Origin of the sequence: Acinetobacter sp. WCHAc060006, from assembly GCF_004209135.1 — a bacterium.
GTDB lineage: Bacteria > Pseudomonadota > Gammaproteobacteria > Pseudomonadales > Moraxellaceae > Acinetobacter > Acinetobacter cumulans.
In genome coordinates, this window is record NZ_SGSS01000012.1 from 56,806 (window position 1) to 75,306 (window position 18,501).

The 18,501-nt window shown below is 39.2% G+C and carries 9 protein-coding genes; all 9 read right to left on the reverse strand.

Annotation, left to right across the window (positions count from 1 at the left end; all coding sequences use genetic code 11):
* Positions 1–38: 38 nt before the first annotated feature.
* The 9 genes from EXE29_RS09055 to EXE29_RS09095 all read right to left on the reverse strand — a co-directional run bounded on the left by EXE29_RS09055 (position 39) and on the right by EXE29_RS09095 (position 18,457).
* The gene (locus tag EXE29_RS09055) at positions 39–7,325 is read right to left on the reverse strand and encodes an LPD1 domain-containing protein (RefSeq protein ID WP_120364231.1); all 7,287 of its coding nucleotides are present in this window, start codon (positions 7,323–7,325) and stop codon (positions 39–41) included.
* Between the two features lie 208 nt (positions 7,326–7,533).
* Positions 7,534–8,775: a hypothetical protein gene (locus tag EXE29_RS09060; protein ID WP_005028681.1), complete on the reverse strand. Its 1,242-nt coding sequence runs from the start codon at positions 8,773–8,775 to the stop codon at positions 7,534–7,536.
* A 12-nt stretch (positions 8,776–8,787) separates the two neighbouring features.
* Complete coding sequence (locus tag EXE29_RS09065) at positions 8,788–9,978, reverse strand: hypothetical protein (RefSeq protein WP_005028684.1); 1,191 nt, start codon at positions 9,976–9,978, stop codon at positions 8,788–8,790.
* Positions 9,979–9,983: 5 nt separating this feature from the next.
* Complete coding sequence (locus EXE29_RS09070) at positions 9,984–10,820, reverse strand: hypothetical protein (RefSeq protein WP_005028686.1); 837 nt, start codon at positions 10,818–10,820, stop codon at positions 9,984–9,986.
* 12 nt (positions 10,821–10,832) lie between these two features.
* Complete coding sequence (locus tag EXE29_RS09075; RefSeq protein ID WP_044108754.1) at positions 10,833–11,795, reverse strand: hypothetical protein; 963 nt, start codon at positions 11,793–11,795, stop codon at positions 10,833–10,835.
* A gap of 25 nt (positions 11,796–11,820) precedes the next feature.
* Positions 11,821–12,621, reverse strand: coding sequence for a hypothetical protein (locus EXE29_RS09080; RefSeq protein WP_227555118.1), 801 nt, complete (start codon positions 12,619–12,621; stop codon positions 11,821–11,823).
* Between the two features lie 9 nt (positions 12,622–12,630).
* Entirely contained in the window at positions 12,631–13,059 is a 429-nt protein-coding gene (locus EXE29_RS09085; RefSeq protein WP_005028693.1) for a hypothetical protein, read from the reverse strand.
* Positions 13,060–13,127: 68 nt separating this feature from the next.
* Complete coding sequence (locus EXE29_RS09090) at positions 13,128–14,021, reverse strand: hypothetical protein (RefSeq protein ID WP_032055064.1); 894 nt, start codon at positions 14,019–14,021, stop codon at positions 13,128–13,130.
* Positions 14,022–14,023: 2 nt separating this feature from the next.
* Positions 14,024–18,457, reverse strand: a complete 4,434-nt coding sequence (locus EXE29_RS09095) for a hypothetical protein (protein WP_120364232.1) — start codon at positions 18,455–18,457, stop codon at positions 14,024–14,026.
* Positions 18,458–18,501: the final 44 nt, after the last annotated feature.

The following is an 18,501-nucleotide window of genomic DNA, read 5'->3' on the forward strand; positions in this document are numbered from 1 at the left end:
CCACCCACAGGGGATAGCATCCAAGATCTCAAAATTGCTTATAGTGCCAATTCAGGATCGCTATTCTTTTGTTTGCTTAATTCTGGATCTGCTTGTACTTCAATGTTGGTCATGAGCTTAGTCCAATATTCATCGTATTCAGCTTGTGACATCTCATTAATGACTTCATTCCATTTAACTAGGTTCTCATGTTGATCTGTACCCGGTTGGAAGAAGTGCATTGCATTTCTGACATACTGCTGATGATCAGCAAAACGCAGTTCAGCAATATTTTCCTGAATATAGTCCAGGCCTTTCACCGTAAATTCGCGAATCTCCTTCATGATTGCATCTTTTTCTATACCATGCGGTTGAGTTACAGAAGATGAACCACCTTCAGGACATGGGTAAACAAGCCAATCATTACGCAAGTTCATTTCTGCTAAGGTCACTTGTAAGTACTGCTCACCACTACGGGCAAACATTTCATGTGCGGTCGTCCAATACGGCTTCTTAGCACTTGTTAAGCCCTCTAATACCATCGCATTTTTGTAGAAATCAGTTTTTAGCTGAGATTGATTAGTTGATGTTAAGCGATCGTTCGTCTGTAAGCTTAAAGAAATTAACTTTAAGTGTTCATCTGACAATGGTTTAGGGCTGTTTTCTTTGATGAAGTCGAGTGCACATATCGCAAACTGACTACGCAACATTTGTCGATAATCACGGAATACAACTGATCTAAAGACTGTACTGTTCGCTGCACCAAGTACTTGCGCTGCAAAGACACGATCATGATCAATTTCAGAACGAGATTGCGAGATATATTTGTTGAGCTCAGTCCGTGGGATTGGATACTCATTTTCAGACAAGAACTTATGCAAGCCTTGGGCAACGTGCATATAACGTCTATGTTGTATGGCGTCCTTTTGGAAAAGTTCAGGATCTTCATGACGATTAGCGAAGTTAATCAATGAAGATAGTTCAGTATGCAACTTGCCACGTTCCGCAATAAACGTATTAATTTTCTCTTTTATGCTGTCTCTATCTGGCGTAAACAAATCAACAATGTCAGGTTGATCTACCAATGTTTTATCCAAAATCGTTTTGATGCTGGTTTCATAAAACTTGACTTGATTCTCAAGATTCGTGCGAAGTACTTCTATCGAGTCATCCTTTTTCATTGGCAAGTAATACATCGCTTGATTTACTTTGGCTGCAGCTTGCAACAAATCTTGGTTAATGTTGGCATACTTCTCAGACTTAATGTTATTCAATTCTGCAAAACGAGTTAGATAAGGCTGTACGTTTTCCATCATCATTTTTGGTTGATTGCGTGTCATCGCACTAAAAATGAGATGGTCATAGGCATGGAAAAATTCATGACCAAACGAGCCAAAACCTGAATTCTTGGTTAAGTTAATCACACGGTTAGATGGCTCATAATGTGCCATCGCAGCGGAACGTCCACGCGAACCAAAAGCAACACCCAACATACCGTTAAAGCCAACAAATTTCGGATCTATATCAAGTGCCTTAGCAAGAGCGAAACAACCGTCATATGCGTTATTTAACGCGATTTGACGATCGCTCTGGTTCAAGTACTCGCCAAACTCTACGGCTTTAAATCCAAAGGTCGCTTGCAAGGTATGTGCTGTAACATCTTGGCCATTACGTGAAGCAATGTTTTCCGTCACAACCACATCACTGAGCTTGAATGCCTTACGCATAGTACGAGGCTTAGCATACTCTTTGAATAGGGCATCTAAGGTACTCGCCGTGTCATCTACAATGTGCGATACATTCTTTTCAGATAACGAGACTTCTTGAGTATCATCATTCTCTGCAGTTGCGTCTTTGGTTTTTTTAGCAGTTAACAGATCCATGACCTGTTCAGATAGACCAGCATCAGATCTGCTAAATAGCGTACTCGAATCTATAATGTTGCCACTTCTAAAAGTAACAGTCGCTTTTACTTTGTCTTGGAACGGTTTGGCATCAATCGCACTACGTATTTTTTTATAGATAGAGTAGGTGCCTTTAACTGGCGGTAACTCTTTCCTTAAATGATGAAGTGCTTCAGTGAGCGTTTTACGTGCTTCACTACTATCGGTTTTCGCCAATTCAGAACTAATAATCATGTCAGTGGCAGCATATTCAGCATAGCTTTCTACCAATGAAAATAATGACCGATCTAATGATTTAAACGCCGTGAACAGATCTTTGTCTTCATTCAAACGAACGTATAAATCACATGCATTAGGAATAAATTCACGAACTGTTTTTGCTTCCATTAATGCATCACGCATACTTAAAACAGCGTCATAGTATCCAGCACCTACTTTTTTAAACTGTTCTTCAGTGGCATTTTCAAGCGGATAACGTGGCTGATCATTCGTCATCTTACGTACAGCGTCAGTCAGCAAGTGAATGTAAATATCTCGACCAGCTTCTTTTGCTTGTAAAACCGATTCCTTTTTCCAAATTTTGTCACGCGTAATTAGGTTTTTGACTTGCAAAAGCGACATATCTTGAATCTGACTGAGCGATAAACGTGGACCATACAGATCCTTTTTCGCACCAGGCATTTTCATACCCGTATCTTCAATAAGTCCAACTTCAGAACGTGGCTCAGTGGCTTTCGGTTTGGTTGTTTTTGGCTCTTTTGGTGCTTCAGCTTCAGGCTTACCCTCAGACTCAAACAGTGATGTTTGTTCTGGAGCAACTGGCTCAGTCGGCTCTACAACTTCTACCGTTGTTTCCTGTACTTCTGGTTCAGTAGGCTTTTGAACTTCAGGCTCAGTTACGGTCGGTTCTTCAACCAATGGTTCTTGGGCAACTTCTACAACAGGTGCGCTTTGAACCATATGTTCAGGTTTATATACTTGATCGCGAGACTTAAATAATTCTGCTTTTTTGAATGATTTTGCAAAATCAGTAATTAAGAAGTTCTTAGAGTTCGGGTGCTTTGGCGTAGGAAGAATTTTATAGCCTTGATCAACAAATTGCTGATGTTCGGCATTATTCACAATGGCCAGTTTTAACGGAGCTTGATCATCGGCAACTTTAATCGCGAGATCGAACCGGTCTTTAGATTCAAGTAGCTTTTCACCAAAGGCAAAATCAATTTTATTGACCAATGTTGAAATATTAACAGCCACAATCTCATTAAGGCCTTTAACATCAATATTTTCAAAACTTGGTGATAATGGCACCTTGATTGTCTGCAGTATGTTTTCACGTAACCCAAGATCATTTAATACTTGGTCCACAAGATGCGCTTTTATCCCGTTTAACTGGAAGTCTTTAAACAATCCACCACGCTCGTTGAATTTAGCAAACTGCTCAACATTATCAAAAACCCGTAATTGATCATGCTGTAAAACTGGTGTGTCTTTATCTATGACAGAAATCACTAAATCAGCACCGTCATTGGCCACAATAATTTTGGAGCCGTTTTCAAACGCTTGATCCATTTCTTTTTGATGGATGTAGTCGGTAAAGACGTTCATCAAATCAACATTGGTCATCACATCATTGCTTTTCACAAAATCGATTAGATCTTGTTTCGCCGTTGGATCGATGTATTGATTATCGGCATCACGCAAAGTTAATGCCTTGTAATCGTCCAACTCAGGGTTAAACAATACCTTTTCTTTAAGGTGTAGGTTTTCGATCGACTGGAAGATCTGATAGCGTTTTTCTAATGAGTCGATCAAGTACTGCATTTGCTCTTGCGTACTTAAAACTGAATCATTGCTAAGCGTCAAAGCTTTAAACAGCGCCTTATCGTCTGCAGCTAAGTCATTCAGACTTGATTTAACGATTAAGCGATCGGTAGACGGAATCTGTTCACCGCTGAAATATAAGTTAATCGCACCGTGCTTTTGTTCATCAGCTGGTGAAACCGTGAGATAAAAATTTATCTCAGGAAACTCAAACTCTTTGATACGTTCTGGATTGGTGATAATGCTTAAAAGAGATCCCGTTTTTGTCTCGAGAGATTTATTTTTTAGTGCCGTCCATTCTTCAATAGAACGATTTTCAAATGACTGCAGTAGGGCAGAATTGATTAAATCACGGTTGAGGTTAAATCCATTCTTGAGTGAGTCTGGAGTCGATTGTAATGCTTCAAGCACAAGCCCATGTTTAAAGAGATTGCCAAAGTCATTTTCACTGTTAACATCGGTCTTTTCAAGTGGCAAGAAACTTGATGCATGCTCATAGACATTCTTAACTTCAATATCAAGCTTTAAGCCTTTTTCATATTTCGGTACCGCTTCCTTGGTCAAAATACGATTAAGAATTACATTCTTAAGGTCATCATAGGTCAGCTTGTTTTTGCTGATCGGATTAGAGCTCAGGATATGTTCAAACGAAGAAGCACCATTAATCATAATGGTTTTTTGCTTTTGTAATGAACTAACCTTTTGACCTAGATCCATCGGCAGTAAGCGAATGAAGTTCTGATCAGATGCTATCGTACTGCTATACACCGCCAAAGAACGTGCGCTAACTTCAGGCTCAACCATCAAAGCGTTACCTTCAGCTAGGTAGGTTTTTACCGCTTCTTCAGTCAACGTGACGACATTTTCAATTTTCGAGTCTTTTGGCGCCGTGACTTCATTGTAGGTCGGTGTTAGATAACCTAGTGCCATCAAAATATGCTTGTGCTCATTATTAATAATGGCAGTAACCGCTTCAGATTTAGACTCTTCACCCACGGCATTTTGATAAAAGTCTTGTAGATAGCGCTTATACGCCATACTTACCGCGACCTTTTTATTTAAGGCAAAAAGCTGTTCTTGTGTATTTGAGTTGAAGTGGTCTTTATGTATCACCTTAGGCAGATAGTTTTGAAAGCTGTCTACCACATAGATTTCATCTTTTTCGAGTGTTTCTTTTAAAGACAAAACTTCATTGGTCGCAGCAAAAACAATCGCGTTGGCCAGTGCATTACCAGGATTCGTGCGTACACGTAATTCCTCATTTATCGCATGATTGAGTTGCGACCTAATATCAGGTAATCGGTTAAGGATAGGGGAGTCAGGATTGTTGCCAATATTGCTACTCAGCTCAGAAAGCACATGAGCCACATCGATACGCTTATTAAAACCCTTGTAGTTACCGTCCTGTTCTAACAGGTTATAGAATCGCTCTAAGCTTTCATCCGATAAATATTGTGATGCAATGCTATGGGCATCACCATCACCAAGCGCCGTAAATTGGCTATTAATACTATGCAGTTGTTGAAGAATACGAGGCATTTGCTGATGAAATGAAAAGTAGTTTTTACCTACATTTTCAGCACTGGTCGCAATCATGTCCTCAATACTGTTATCCAGCACTGATACAGCATTCGAGAACACCATATCGTTAAAATCTGGCATTGCAGATTCTTGAGATGGTGAATATCCCAAAATAGAATATTCAAACTTTTCGACTGCAGATAACTCTTGATCTTGTTCATCATAATAATGAACCACATCAAACTGGTTAACAGCTTCATTCCAAAGCCCGTTAGGTTCTTCACCTAGATCAACGTTGAAATGATAAATGTCAATGTCATTTGAGGTGTGAGTAGCTTCAAACTCGTTCGCCTCATCCAATAGACGTTGCATTTCATCTTGCAATTCATCATCGGTGACAACGCTTTGTAGGAAGTTATCCAGATCCGTGCCGTATTCTTCACGGTCTATCACTGAATCAAAAAAACTATCATAAAGATTGTTCAGACGCGTAGAAGCAATGTTTAACTGACTTAATGCCAATTCCATTTCATAAGCTTGATCGTCATAGGCTTGCTGATCCAAAACATACGCATTTTCAGTAGCAACAGCGACTTGAATCGCAACCGCTTTTTCAATACGCTCACTGATGGTATGTGTTGCTTTCGCTTCAACAATCGCTTGACGTTCTTCTTTGAGCTTTGCAATTTTTTGTAGGTATTCTTGCTTAATTTTTCGCATTAAAGCGAGTTTAGTCAAAGAGTCCTTAATGACTGGTTCTGGAATGTTCGGCTTAAACTTGGTGTGTCTAAAAAAGTGATCAATTCGATTGAACAAACGTTTTACTGGAACCTTAGGTTCAGGCGGTATGGTTTGCTTAATTTGATTGAGATCCAAGCTTTCTAAACTTGTACCGATGTCATCCAAACTTTCAGAAATTAATTCACGATCAAAACTGCTATCACCAATAGAGTAGGGATCAAATGTTCTTAAATTATTAATATTATTTTGAACGCTTTGAATCAGGTCCTTAATCTTATCGGCAAGGTCGAATTCTTCTACATCTAAAGTTTGGTTGTTGTATTCCCAAACTTTCCAATCATTGTCCACCAGCTGTAACGCAGTTGTTTCTATACCAAATGGTGCCAATGCTGACGGAATGCTGTTTTCTTCGTATGAATACAAACAGTCATTGATTTTCGTGACTAAGGTTTGAAGCTTGATCAATCCTTGGTGATTAACGGCATGATCATCCGATCTGAGCGCATTCACAATTGGATCAATGCTCGTATTCAGCCCCTTATTCAGCTCTCGAATATCAATAAATTGCTTCGGTAAGCTGTTATACGCTGGCCATGCTGGATGTGAAGATATTTTATAATTGGTCAGCTCAGGGATTTGCGTAATATCTTTTAGGGCAAGTACTTCACCGCCTGAATTAACCGAAATCACTAGCTGTTTGCTTAGTTCAATAGGCTCTATCGTATCTTCTATGAGTCCAGCATTTAGCGCTGCTTCTTTATCAACATAATAACGAGTCAGTGTTTTATCTGCTTGGTACCCGTAATTGTCTAAATCAGCCAACGGCAATGGATCTACTGACTGCAGTAATGTCGGTAGCTTATTCCAGCCTAAATCTGCTTTATTGAATTGTTTAACCGCACCCATAATGGTTGTATTTGGGGCAAACGGTTTTTGCTGTTTTGCTTGGTAAAGCACAACGGACTTTTGATTATTGAGTTCAAATAGGGATTGCCACTGGTTTTTTTCAGCACTACTCATTGGGTTTTGCAGATATATATCTGACATATCCATTTCAATGAGGTCATTTTTAGAGTCGTAAGGAAAAACAGATTTTATGTCAGCAAGAGAGAGACTATCTTGCGAACTCTTATACATAAAACTAAGGTCGTTATTTTGCTCATTGGTGATATAAACAAACTTTCCAGTCTGTTTTAAACCTGTTAAGAAGCTGTTTAAGGATGTGTTCAACTTTTTCTCTAAAAGCTCAACATCTTTAATCTTAATAATGGCTGCTTGGTTTCTTAAATCAGTTTTAGGGGTTACTACAAGTTGAGCGCCAAAGCTACTCAGATCCAACCATTTCTTTTTAGTTGACATATAAACTCCATGGCAATATGTATAAGCATCTTTTAATTAAAATATCAAAGCACCATCGGTTACTTTTGAACGGTATATACTAAAGATTATAAGAGAATTTATATAAAGAAACTATCTAAAAGGGTTTTAAACAAAGAAAGGGATGGCTTAAAACCATCCCTTTTTTTTAAGTTTTTTTCATTATCAGCCTGATAATGAAAAAATCAGGCTATTTACTTGCCATTGCTTGTGAAAGTGCAATCCTACGAATGTTACCCGTAGACTTAGAACGATCAGTCACTTCAATTGAGCCGTCAGTTAATTTGCTTTCAGCAGAAACTAGCGCAGCCAATACCGCTTCTTTACGTTCATTTGACTTGTATTGTTGATATTGCAAGTTCAAGCGTTCAGTACTTTGAATTAAACCATCGACCATCAAACCACGTTCATCTTTAATCGCTTGTGATTTAGCAAAGTCTTTGTAATCTTGCCCTGAACCTAAATAACGAGAGACACTTTTTTCCAAGTGTTGCATCGGTGCAAGTTTGGTACTTGAATCATGACTATTGGTACCACCACCAGCAACAGGGGAGTATTGCGCTTGAATTGCTTTCAAAGAGGTAATTGCTGGAGAAGTTAAAGCATCTTTCGCCAGTTTAGCCATCACATAATCTTGACCAGCAGATGTTTTCGCAATTCTACCGTCAATTGGAGCATCAGGTAGACCAACCATGTTGTTGATCAATGCATTTTGAGCACGAGCCATCGCCGTGTCTGGCGCTGCAGTCGTGAATAAAGTTGAAGCTTGTAAACTTAGACCAGCATTTTCACCAGCAGCACCACATAGTCCAGACGCAGCCTGAGAAGTGGTACAAAACTCATTATGAGCTTGTAACATAGCTTCTTGTGCTTTGTGAGGGTTCATGTAGACACCAGGCGCAGCAACCACTTCAGAGCCAACTTTATTTAAAATTGAACTATCAGCAGATTTATTGTCTTGTTGAGCTTGTTCACGATCGCCTAAAACTTCACACGCTTTAAATGCTTGGCCATGTGCACCAAACTCAAATTGAGCTTTTTTCATTTGCTCACTTTGTTTAACAGCTTGGTACGCCGTTACAAGACTTTGTGCGTTTTTATGTGCGTTATCTGAAATACCTTGAGCAGATACAGCCTCTTGTTTCGTCAGGATCTTAATCGCTGCCGTCACATCATCTTGTTGCTTTTTAATGCCCAAAGATAAGTTTGTGTCCAACGCACGTAACGCAGCGCTTTCCACCGCATCAGCCTGTTGAATAAGCATATTCAAGGTATTTACTGCCATCGGGTTGCCCACGGAAGCACAGTAATAAGCAGATGCAGAACCGCTAATAATGGCGAGGGTTAAACCGAGTGCACTAATTTTTGAACGAGAGCCGTGCGCTTGTGGCGCTTTCATAACTTTACGTGATGTTCTTTTCGGAGTACGCATTATTTAGTCTCCTTAAAATTGAGGCATAGTTTGTGAAAGCTTAACTTTCACTGACTGGCCGTATTTCGTTTTCACATCATCTTTTATCGGCTGAGATTTCGCTAAAAGTAATGCAGACAATAAACCTTCTTCACGCAAACTTTGCTTGTAAGTTTGAAGATCTAAATAAACAGAAACGCCGTTAATGATATTGGCTTCTTTAAGTAGACCGCGTGGATCTTGCATCGCCATCGCCATTTGCCATTTTTTAGCTTCAGGACCACCGTAGTAACGTGCGATTGTTTGGTCGATCAAATCGTTGGCAGACACCATTTTGCCGTCAATATCTTTGAATGATTTTGTATTTTGCGCGTCAATAACCGCCAAGCTATACGCTGGCATAGCAAGTAAAGCTGTTTTTTGGTTGGTTGCTTGCAAATAATCTCGACCAGCTGGAGTACGTGCCGTTGCATTAGACAATGATTTATCTGGTGTACCTAAAATGTTTTCACGCACGTAATGTCTTGCAAGAGCTTCTTTTGAGCCAGGTGCAACAGACTTAAACAGTAGGGAAGCATTGGTATCGCCACCCGGTAATTTAGACAACGTACATTGACCAGCTTGTGCTTCAGCAACCGTACAGAATTCAGCTTTATGCACGTTTAGGCGTTGATTAATCACTTCCTGTTGAGAGCCAACTAATTTACCGCCGACTTGAGAAGTTTGAGTCGCCATATCAGCTGCTTGATCAATCACTTGACCAGATGCACTCGACATATTTGTATTTTCAGCCAAAACCTCACAAGACTTAAAGCCTTGACCAGTATTGGCGCCATAAGCAAATTGTGCTTTTTTCATGGTATCTGACTGTAAAAGCGCTTGAATACCAGAGGCAATAGTTTGGGTGTTTTTAGTTGTCGCATCGGTAATTTGGTTAGCAGCTTGCGCCTTTTGCTTCACCGCAACTTTAAGCGCTGCAACGATGTTTTCAGTCGAATCATCTAACTTTCTACGGGTACTTTGAGATACTTGTTGAATATCATTTGCTTGGTTGCTTGCATGCTTAGGAATCTGAGAAGACATCTCGCTCATAATCGTACCCAAACCAACCGTAGCCCATTCAGCAAAAACAGGACTACTAATCACCAAAGTTGCACCTAAAATGACAGGTACAAACTTTGATTTTCCTTTAGGCTGTCTTAAAGTATTTTTACGCTTTCTCATAGTCATTACTCAAAGAATTTGGCTGAAGCATTGGAGTTTGGTGTAGTGCGTTGCATCACATTATTAGCCACCGAATAGTTAGCCAGTGATGAAAGAGTACTTCCAGCCATGTATTTATTTTGAAAATCAACGCAAGTTGATGAAGAGCATTCCATCAATCCGACTGGAACAACGTTGTTAGATGCAATTGACGAGTAGTTCAATGCAACAGTCGCTTGCTGTTCAGAAAGTCGAGAACGAGAAAAAACAAAAGCAGTATCAATGTCGCCATACTGCAGACCATTTGGAATCAAATTACAGACACCCATTTTTGCTTCTTCTACGCCACACGAGGTCGCCAAGTGAAACGCATATGGTGAGGTTGCTTCATCTGTTGAATTTGAGAAAAGTTTCCCTGAAACATCTTGCATGTATTTAGAAACGTTAAAGTCTTTTAAGTTTCTATTGAGATCGGTTTGTTCACGTTCTTCAAGAGCCGTACAAAAAGCTGAATCAGGGAGGGCAGCATTCGTACCAGAATTTAAAATCGCTTTTTTGATCTCAATATTTTTATCGACACTTTGAATACCAGCAACGATCATTTCTGAATCACGCGTTTGGTTATCAACAATTTGATTTGCACTGACCGCTGTTTGTTGAGTAGATACACGCACAGCAGAACGTACCATCAATTGCTGAGCTTGTATTGCAAGCTCAGAAAGGATAGTGCCAAGACTAAAAGCATTGGTAAAAAGTGGTACGGATAATAGACCAACCGTTAAAGTACCCACCGCAATTGCTTTAACAGGTGAAAACTGATTAACAGTAATTCTTCTTTTACGCAGATTATTTCTATTTTTCATACCACCCCCAACTTAAGAGAAAAAGTCTTTAATTGATTGGGTGACAGAAGTAGATTCTGAACCTGAAGTTTTTGCGTTAGACGGTGTGCTAGTACTGGCTTTTTGATCAGTTGAATAAGAAACTGGAGCAGTTGAGCTACTACCATTGATTGTATAAGTATCTCCACCCTCAAAAGCACCGCTAGGCATAACTAGACCAGGATCAAGTTTACCAAGTTGACCATTCACAGCAGTACCAAGCGCACCCGATACATCAGTATATTGACCAGCTTTGTTGATTTCACCTATAACATCATTCAATGGGCCAACAAGTTCAGTACTTGCAGTTTTCATTGCGTCACACGCTTTTTTAGTCGCGTAATCGACAACCATTTGTTGCGCTGCATTGATGATTGTATCAAGTGATGGAATAGTCACAGAAAGGTCAATGATTTTACCGATGTCAGCAAAACAGCCACCTTGACTAGCTGGACTGAACATTTTGTTAATATCGATTGGACGACCCCAAACCGTCATTTGTAGATCTAAGTTGTCTTTAACGACTTTACCGATCCCATCAGTTGCACATGATTCAATATTGGTTTGAATGTTTTGAGCAGCTGCTTGTTCACCTTTTTTAACCGCCATGAAGTTGTTTTCAGCAGCAGTAGAGTTGAATGACGAATTAGAACTGGTAGACGAATAATATCCGCTATTTGAATTCGACAAAGGCGTATCACCACCAGAGCTACTTGCAATGGTCGATGATGTTGCGATGTTTAAGTTACCCATGTTTTGAGTATTACTGGTAACAGAAGCAACGGAACTTTGTTGAACTGCAATAGCACTTGAACACCCAATAACGGTAGCAACAAAAATGCTTAAAGCACTTTTAGTTTTAAAAGCTGGCTTAACATTTTGTAGATTAGGGTTAGTCCTTAAAGTCTTGCCCCGAACTTGTTGTAGCCTTTTAGCTTTCTTGTGATTGTTACGCATATCTAGCCCTTTAAAAGAGTTATGATTAATGTTTTTTAGAAGCAAGTTCGCAAAGCACTACAACATCTTTTACTACAGCTTCACTACTTAAATATAAGGTAGCTATAAGGTGTTTTAACTCATATATCCTTTTAGCGAACTTATATATAGAATCATAATACCATTCTTCACCATATTGTAGTATATACTTCTCATTGGTTAAACATAGTTTTATGAATTCTTTTAAAATAGGACGCTTAAAAATAATAGCTGTCGTAATATATATAAACTGAGTACTAACCAAACACATTAAAGTATTAATTAGCTCTACTTCCTCTTTTAAGCATTCCTGTAAAACCGATGGCTTTAGGGTTTTAGAAAAACCTTCCTCAGTCACAATATCTTTTAAAAAACCTGAATCCGAGTACTTATTTTTCAGAAAATTACTTAATTCATGCACGTTCTTTAAGTAAATATTGATCTGATCTTTAGACGCAGTTTTGAAATGTTCCTCTACACGTTTTGGATCGTTTAACGTGATGTCGAGCATTTCAGATTCATTATTTTTTTGATTTAAAAGCACAAAAGCGGTGAAGCTGGTAACTTTGCGTGTTTCGCCAAGATAGCCACTACTGCAAGCATTCAAAAAAACAAGGCAATGCTGTTCAGTAAGATACAAGCCGTATTCTTTTGGTGTACCTGATTCAAAGAAATTGAGTGAACGCTTATCAAAATGAAAAGTGTTCTCTAAGGTCTGACAAAAGTAGTTAATAGAGTGTACAAAAGCTTCTGGTACAAAGGTTGTAGGCTCTTGAGACAATGCTATGTTTTGGCTTTCTATGCTCATTCCCACGATTTAGTCCTCTTTGAGAGGTAGGGCGTAATAGCCCATTTGACTTAAAACACGTAAAGGAATATCAAAGTTAAGACTTTGCGTTAGACCAGATTTAGGGTTAAAGGTTTTAGCTGAAGCTATAAACAAAGTTTGCTCATTAATAAACACTTGAATGCTATTCGTGACTTTTTGTTCATCAAGTATGACGCCACATACAATATCTAATTTCACATCAAACGTATAAGCATCCATTTGAACGTCTATTGATTCCCAATCGATCGTCATGAACAAGTTTTGGTTTTCAAATTCCAAATTACCTTCTTCAAGAGCTTTATGGATTAATCCCTTTTCTAATAATTCCAAGTAAAACGCATGTAAAGGCGTTGCATCTGCAAAACCATGAGGATTAAACGGCGTTCTTGTCGGTTCAGTGATTTTAGTTTGAATCATGTTTAACTCCATTAAAGGGTATTTAGATTCTATCTTAAAACACCCTAAATGTTTTTATTTAAAATTAATTAAAACCCATTGCTATAAGTTGAAGCGCTTTCTTTAGTTTTAACGTTTTCAAGATTGCTTTGCGTAATAGTATCTTTGTAATGCTGACTAAACGTATTTTTACCCGTTTCGTTTATGTTCTTAAGCTCATTTTTAATGACCTTAAGATAGTCTTGATATTTTGGTGACTGTTCTACATAAACTTCGGTCGCTGCAATTGAGAACATGTTCTTATCATTGGTTGCGATCGGAAATAGGGCAGTATAGGAAGCATCTTGCTTGAGCTGGTCTACAGTTGTTTGTTGCTCAATGATCTTCGCCTGATAGTCCAACAATGTTTTATTGATATTTTCATGACTATGGATAACGAAATTCAACTGTCTGTCATTCGGACGTTCAAGGGTAAACGGCTGATCGATACCAGAAAGCTTATTACAGATCTCCATATTGTATCGGTAGGCTTCAAACGAGTCTGAAAAGTGATTAAAGTCTTTTCGGAGAGCATTATTGTTTTCTAAGTCTTGCTGAAAGTCTTGAAAGCATTGCAATACATATTCATCTTCATTTTTCTCAACGAATAATTGAGCGATGTTGGAGCACTGGTGCCGTTCGCAGAGATCCGCAAGCTTTTGAATGCTTTTAACCTCATTTTTCTTTTCTAAGATGTTGCGTAAATGTAGCTGAGTTGCCCGATACTCTTGCATCAACATATTGTGATGCTCGACAAATAGCTCATAATCGCTTTTAAGGTACGGACTGGCACCTTCAATCTCACGCTCTACCTTTTCATGCTTAGAGTTGGTTTGAACACGCTCACGCGTGGTATTCACTGTATTTTGACCAAAACCACCTAAGATTTTATCAAAAGCAATCATCGCATCGATGTCGCCAGTTACGTTTTTATAGAAATCCATGATTAACGCCCCAATGTTTGATCATTGTCATGATCGTTTCTACGTGCGACTTCTAAATCTATATGCTTATCAAGGTCACTCAAAAATTGAGATGTCGTATTTTTCTCAAGCTTTACTTGGTCTAAGTAGTTTTTAGTATTGAGATTCAAACCATCTTGGAGCGCTTCTAAGCGTAGGCCAGTTTTATCAAAATCAGCTTCAAGGATCTGATTCACTTCTTTGATTTTTTCCATGTCTTGCTGTTCTAGACGGTGTAACTTCACATCCTCATGAATCGCAGCGATATAGTGATCGGTTAAGATCTCTTGCTTTAAGTGCTGAAGCGCAATTTCCACGTTTCCTGTTTCGGCAATCACGGCGTTGAAGCTGTCAAAGATTTGACCTGTTTCAGCCGAGTTTCTAAATTCAACAATACGAGGCTCAACACTATTAAGGTTTACAAACTTGGCATCACCATACGCAGTAGGTAGTACTAGATGATCATCCATACATTCAAAAAGTTGCTTATATTCAGCATTCATAAGATTTGATGCTGCTTGAAGCTTTAAATCTTGTTGTAACGTGTCTAGGCGTTGGTTGAGATGTAGAAAGCTTTGAACATACATCTCGTTTTGAGAGTTTTCAGGCGCAACAACGGTTGAGGCCATACCTTTAACAACATTTTTCAGTTGCGTATTTTGAATCTGATCAGCAATTTGATTAAGCGCGTTAATGTGATCGGCTTTCACAAGGTTATTGTTTTTCAGTTGTTCAATAAATTGATTTTGTTCAATCACTTTTTCACTTTCCTTTTCGCTGAATAACGAATCTTTAATTTGTTGTTTCACCTGGTCCAAGTTAGAGAAGAGGTGAAGTACTTCTTGTTCATTGCTGTTATTGACTGCATTTAGCAATGTAACAAACACATCATGGCTGATTAGTTGTTGCTGATTATTTTCCGCATTCTGAAATTCAGCAATTTGACTACGGCTAATGACTTCAACACCAACATCATTGATATAGCTTGCGCCAATCGGGGAGAGTTGATTATCTGGAGCTTTTACGGCGTAGTACTCGCCTGATTTGCCATCATCTTTGGCGCATAGACCAATATATGTATTGCCATCTTGCGTAATGATTTTTGAACCGATGCTATTGAGTGCTGCAGAGGGTTGTAACGTACTCAAAGTTTGAATCAATTCTTTTTCGCGATTTTGATGAATTGCATTACTTACTGCCTGGTAAACTTCAGGATCTAAATAAGTCACCTGATTGGCAGATTCTTCATTGAGCGCCGTGACAGTATTCCACTCTAAAATATCTTTACGCGGTATCGTTGTAATACCGGCATTAATAATATCTTCCGTGGTAATTTGACGATCAAGGTTAGTAATGGCCACGGCGTTGTATTCGGGTGCAATTGATTTATGACCTTCCGAATCTGAAGTCAGTACCACGAATTGACCGTAATCCGTTTTCACCATGGCACCTACAACACTGAGCTTGCCTTCCAAAATCATTTTTGAAAGTTCAAGTTCACGTTCGGCAGATCTGGCATAAGTATTAGTCTGTTCTGCAGTATTGTTGATGGTATCGGCTTTGAGCTTGTCTAAATATTCACTTGAAAATTTACCAAGCGCATTTAACTCGTCTATCGGCTCGACAGACTCCAGCTCATACAGTGGAACGGTAGAGGATTCATTCACGATGTCTTTAAGATAAAGCACATCTTGTTCAGTGATATTTTCGAGATCTTCAATCACCGAAAGAGGCACAACGATCGCACGTTTATCCAGATTATCGGAAGCTATATCCAAAACAACCATATTGGTTTGGGTTGTTTCATCTTCATAAACCATACCGACAAACTGTTCAATTTCAGCATAAGAAACATTGTTGTGACGGTCTTTAAAGAATGCTTCTAAGTCAGAATCATGATCAACATAAATACTGTCATAAGGGTTCATTGGTTTACCGTCATTGTTTTGGTCTTGGCTTTGCGGTGCTGATTGAGTTGCCGACTGTTCTGCAGTATTGCCTTTAAACTTACCCAAAAGGTTTGAAAGTTTAGATTTGACTTTCTTTACTTGATCCGAAATTATTTGACCTGATTGATAGGCACGTTGAATAAACTGATCTTTGTATGAAGCTTTGGCTTCTTCAGTCATTTGTTCTGGATCTTGCCCTAATGGATATTCGGCACCAAGGAACATACGTGCTTGTTCTAAGTACTGAGAACAAATGGGTTCAAAAAAGCGACCTTCAAACTCATGGATCTTTTCAGACTTAATGCCTTCATGCAGTTCTTCAATTGAGAGAAACGTTACTTTGTCTTCAATCGCTTCTAAATAGAACGGCGTAATCGGGGTAGGTGCATCGCTACCTTCCACTTGAGGCGGTAAATCTGCTTCTTTAACTAGTTTGATAAATGGGGTAGAGGATTCAACACCTTCGACAGAATCCTTACCGACTACATCAATCACGATGTATTGTTCACCGTCAATGGCATAGACTTTACCGACATTTAGATCGAATTCTTCTAAGGTAACGCCGTCACGGTCTTTATTCAGTTGAGTGGTATATGGATCGTTTAAAAGAGGCAACATTTGCTCTTTAGAGATCGGTTTTAAAATATCGGCATTCTTACCAAGTTCAGTCAATTTTGATTTATCGGCTGTATTGGCAAGCTGTTCGGGTTGTTGTGCGTCTGGATGGTTACTTTTAACGGTAACATCAGGATTGATTGGTTTATCCCAAATGTTTTTCAGGTTATCAAGGCTTTTGTTCTTGTTGAACATGGCCATAATCGCTGCAATGATCAACTTGATTGTTTTCTTAACCAGTTCAATCATGACTGCAATCATTTTTGCACTGAGCGCAGCGAGTTCATCAGCGACCGTTCGTGGATGGCCGTGGCTATTTTCACGCGCTAAAGGAGGACGTTCGTTACCTTCCTCATTTCGCATATCCTTAAAGCTTTTAGAGGCAACGCTACTTGCAGCCAAACTTGCTTTGTCTTGTGGACCACCAGCAATGTTTAATGTGCTCTTTGGTGTACCTTTTGGTGCATTCGGATCAGCTGATTCAACATCTTCCTTTACTGTCTCTTTAGTCTTCTGATTTTCTTTATGTTCTTTCAAAAGTAGAGCAGCTTGTAACTGGTCGCTATGTTCACGGGTTTCTAATAACTGAATTACTTCCTTGGTTAACGTGTCCGTATTGAATTCAAGATAGTGAATCTCAAGTTGTTCAAGTCGAGCAGCTGTATGGTCGCTATTCACACGCCATTGATCCATGACGATAGATTTTGGCACTAAGCCAAGTTCTTCAGCTTCAATCCCACGAATTAAGCAAAAGTCACGCACTTGGCGCATCAATGCGTTAATTTGGTTTTTATCGGTTAATTCACCTGAAAAATAGGTATTCGGTGCACCCGTAACTTCGTTGTAGATCTGCTGTTTTGCTTCACGCACGACTTGGTTTTGGTTAATCAGGCCTTCAATCGCGAATTGACGATTACTCAGGAAGTTGAGGGCATTTTCTTTAGTTGCACCCTTCAGGCTTAAACCATAGTAGGGCTGAGTGATAAAAGATTTTGTCTCAAAGTTAAATAGGGTTTTTTCAGCCACTTGAACGGCTTCAAATGGATTCTCTTCTTTGGAAAGGAGGAAATCAGGATCATTGTCTGATAGGTATAATTTAGAGTCTGCAGTTGTATAAACACGGTCTTCAACTGGCAATGAACTGTTATTTTCAGCAATATTGCCTAATCCTTGGTCCAGTGCGTTTTTAGTCTGGATTTTATTCAGAGCCGCAATAAACTTAAGATCATCATCATTCTGCAGATCAAGCCCGATGTCTGCAAAGAATTCTAATTGACTGGCTGGCTCTCTTTGCTCAAGTGCATCAAATACTTTACCAATCAGAACAGGATCAAGTTCAGCTAAATCATTGACAGTGACAGCGGAAAGATCAAACGTGTTTTCAGGAATGATGGACCGTTCATTCTCGTAATTCGGGTAACTACTACGCTCATAATCACCTTCGTCAAAAAACATCGGTTCATCATCGTTCAACCGAGTATCTTCAAGAGGGGGAGCGTAATCATAATCTGGGTGCCCAGGAGGTACAGAGTTACCGCCCATAGGCTGATCATATTGTTCATACTGATCATACTGATTATTTTGATACCCATCATCTTGCATGACTGGCGGTTCTTCCATTAATGGAGGTTCAGATAGGGGATCATTGGGATATGGTTCAGACTGGTATTGTTGCGATTGATCTTGTGCAACATTGTTTTGTTGTGGCGTAGGCTGGATGGATTGAAATTCCACGCCGTCCAAACTTAAATCATCCCACTGTTCCAGGCCCTCATTGAAAGTTAATGATTGGCCGTCTTGCAGTTGATCAAGTGTTTGCTCGTCAAAATTATCTTGTTTAGGGCTTTGGTCCATATTTGATCCTTATGACAGGTGGCCTTCCTGGTTTTAAGAGTCCT

Excerpts from the sequence above, each read along its gene's own strand:
- EXE29_RS09055 (WP_120364231.1), bottom strand. The coding sequence starts at position 7,325 with ATGTCAACTAAAAAGAAATGGTTGGATCTGAGTAGCTTTGGCGCTCAA.
- EXE29_RS09060 (WP_005028681.1), bottom strand. The coding sequence starts at position 8,775 with ATGCGTACTCCGAAAAGAACATCACGTAAAGTTATGAAAGCGCCACAA.
- EXE29_RS09065 (WP_005028684.1), bottom strand. The coding sequence starts at position 9,978 with ATGAGAAAGCGTAAAAATACTTTAAGACAGCCTAAAGGAAAATCAAAG.
- EXE29_RS09070 (WP_005028686.1), bottom strand. The coding sequence starts at position 10,820 with ATGAAAAATAGAAATAATCTGCGTAAAAGAAGAATTACTGTTAATCAG.
- EXE29_RS09075 (WP_044108754.1), bottom strand. The coding sequence starts at position 11,795 with ATGCGTAACAATCACAAGAAAGCTAAAAGGCTACAACAAGTTCGGGGC.
- EXE29_RS09080 (WP_227555118.1), bottom strand. The coding sequence starts at position 12,621 with ATGAGCATAGAAAGCCAAAACATAGCATTGTCTCAAGAGCCTACAACC.
- EXE29_RS09085 (WP_005028693.1), bottom strand. The coding sequence starts at position 13,059 with ATGATTCAAACTAAAATCACTGAACCGACAAGAACGCCGTTTAATCCT.
- EXE29_RS09090 (WP_032055064.1), bottom strand. The coding sequence starts at position 14,021 with ATGGATTTCTATAAAAACGTAACTGGCGACATCGATGCGATGATTGCT.
- EXE29_RS09095 (WP_120364232.1), bottom strand. The coding sequence starts at position 18,457 with ATGGACCAAAGCCCTAAACAAGATAATTTTGACGAGCAAACACTTGAT.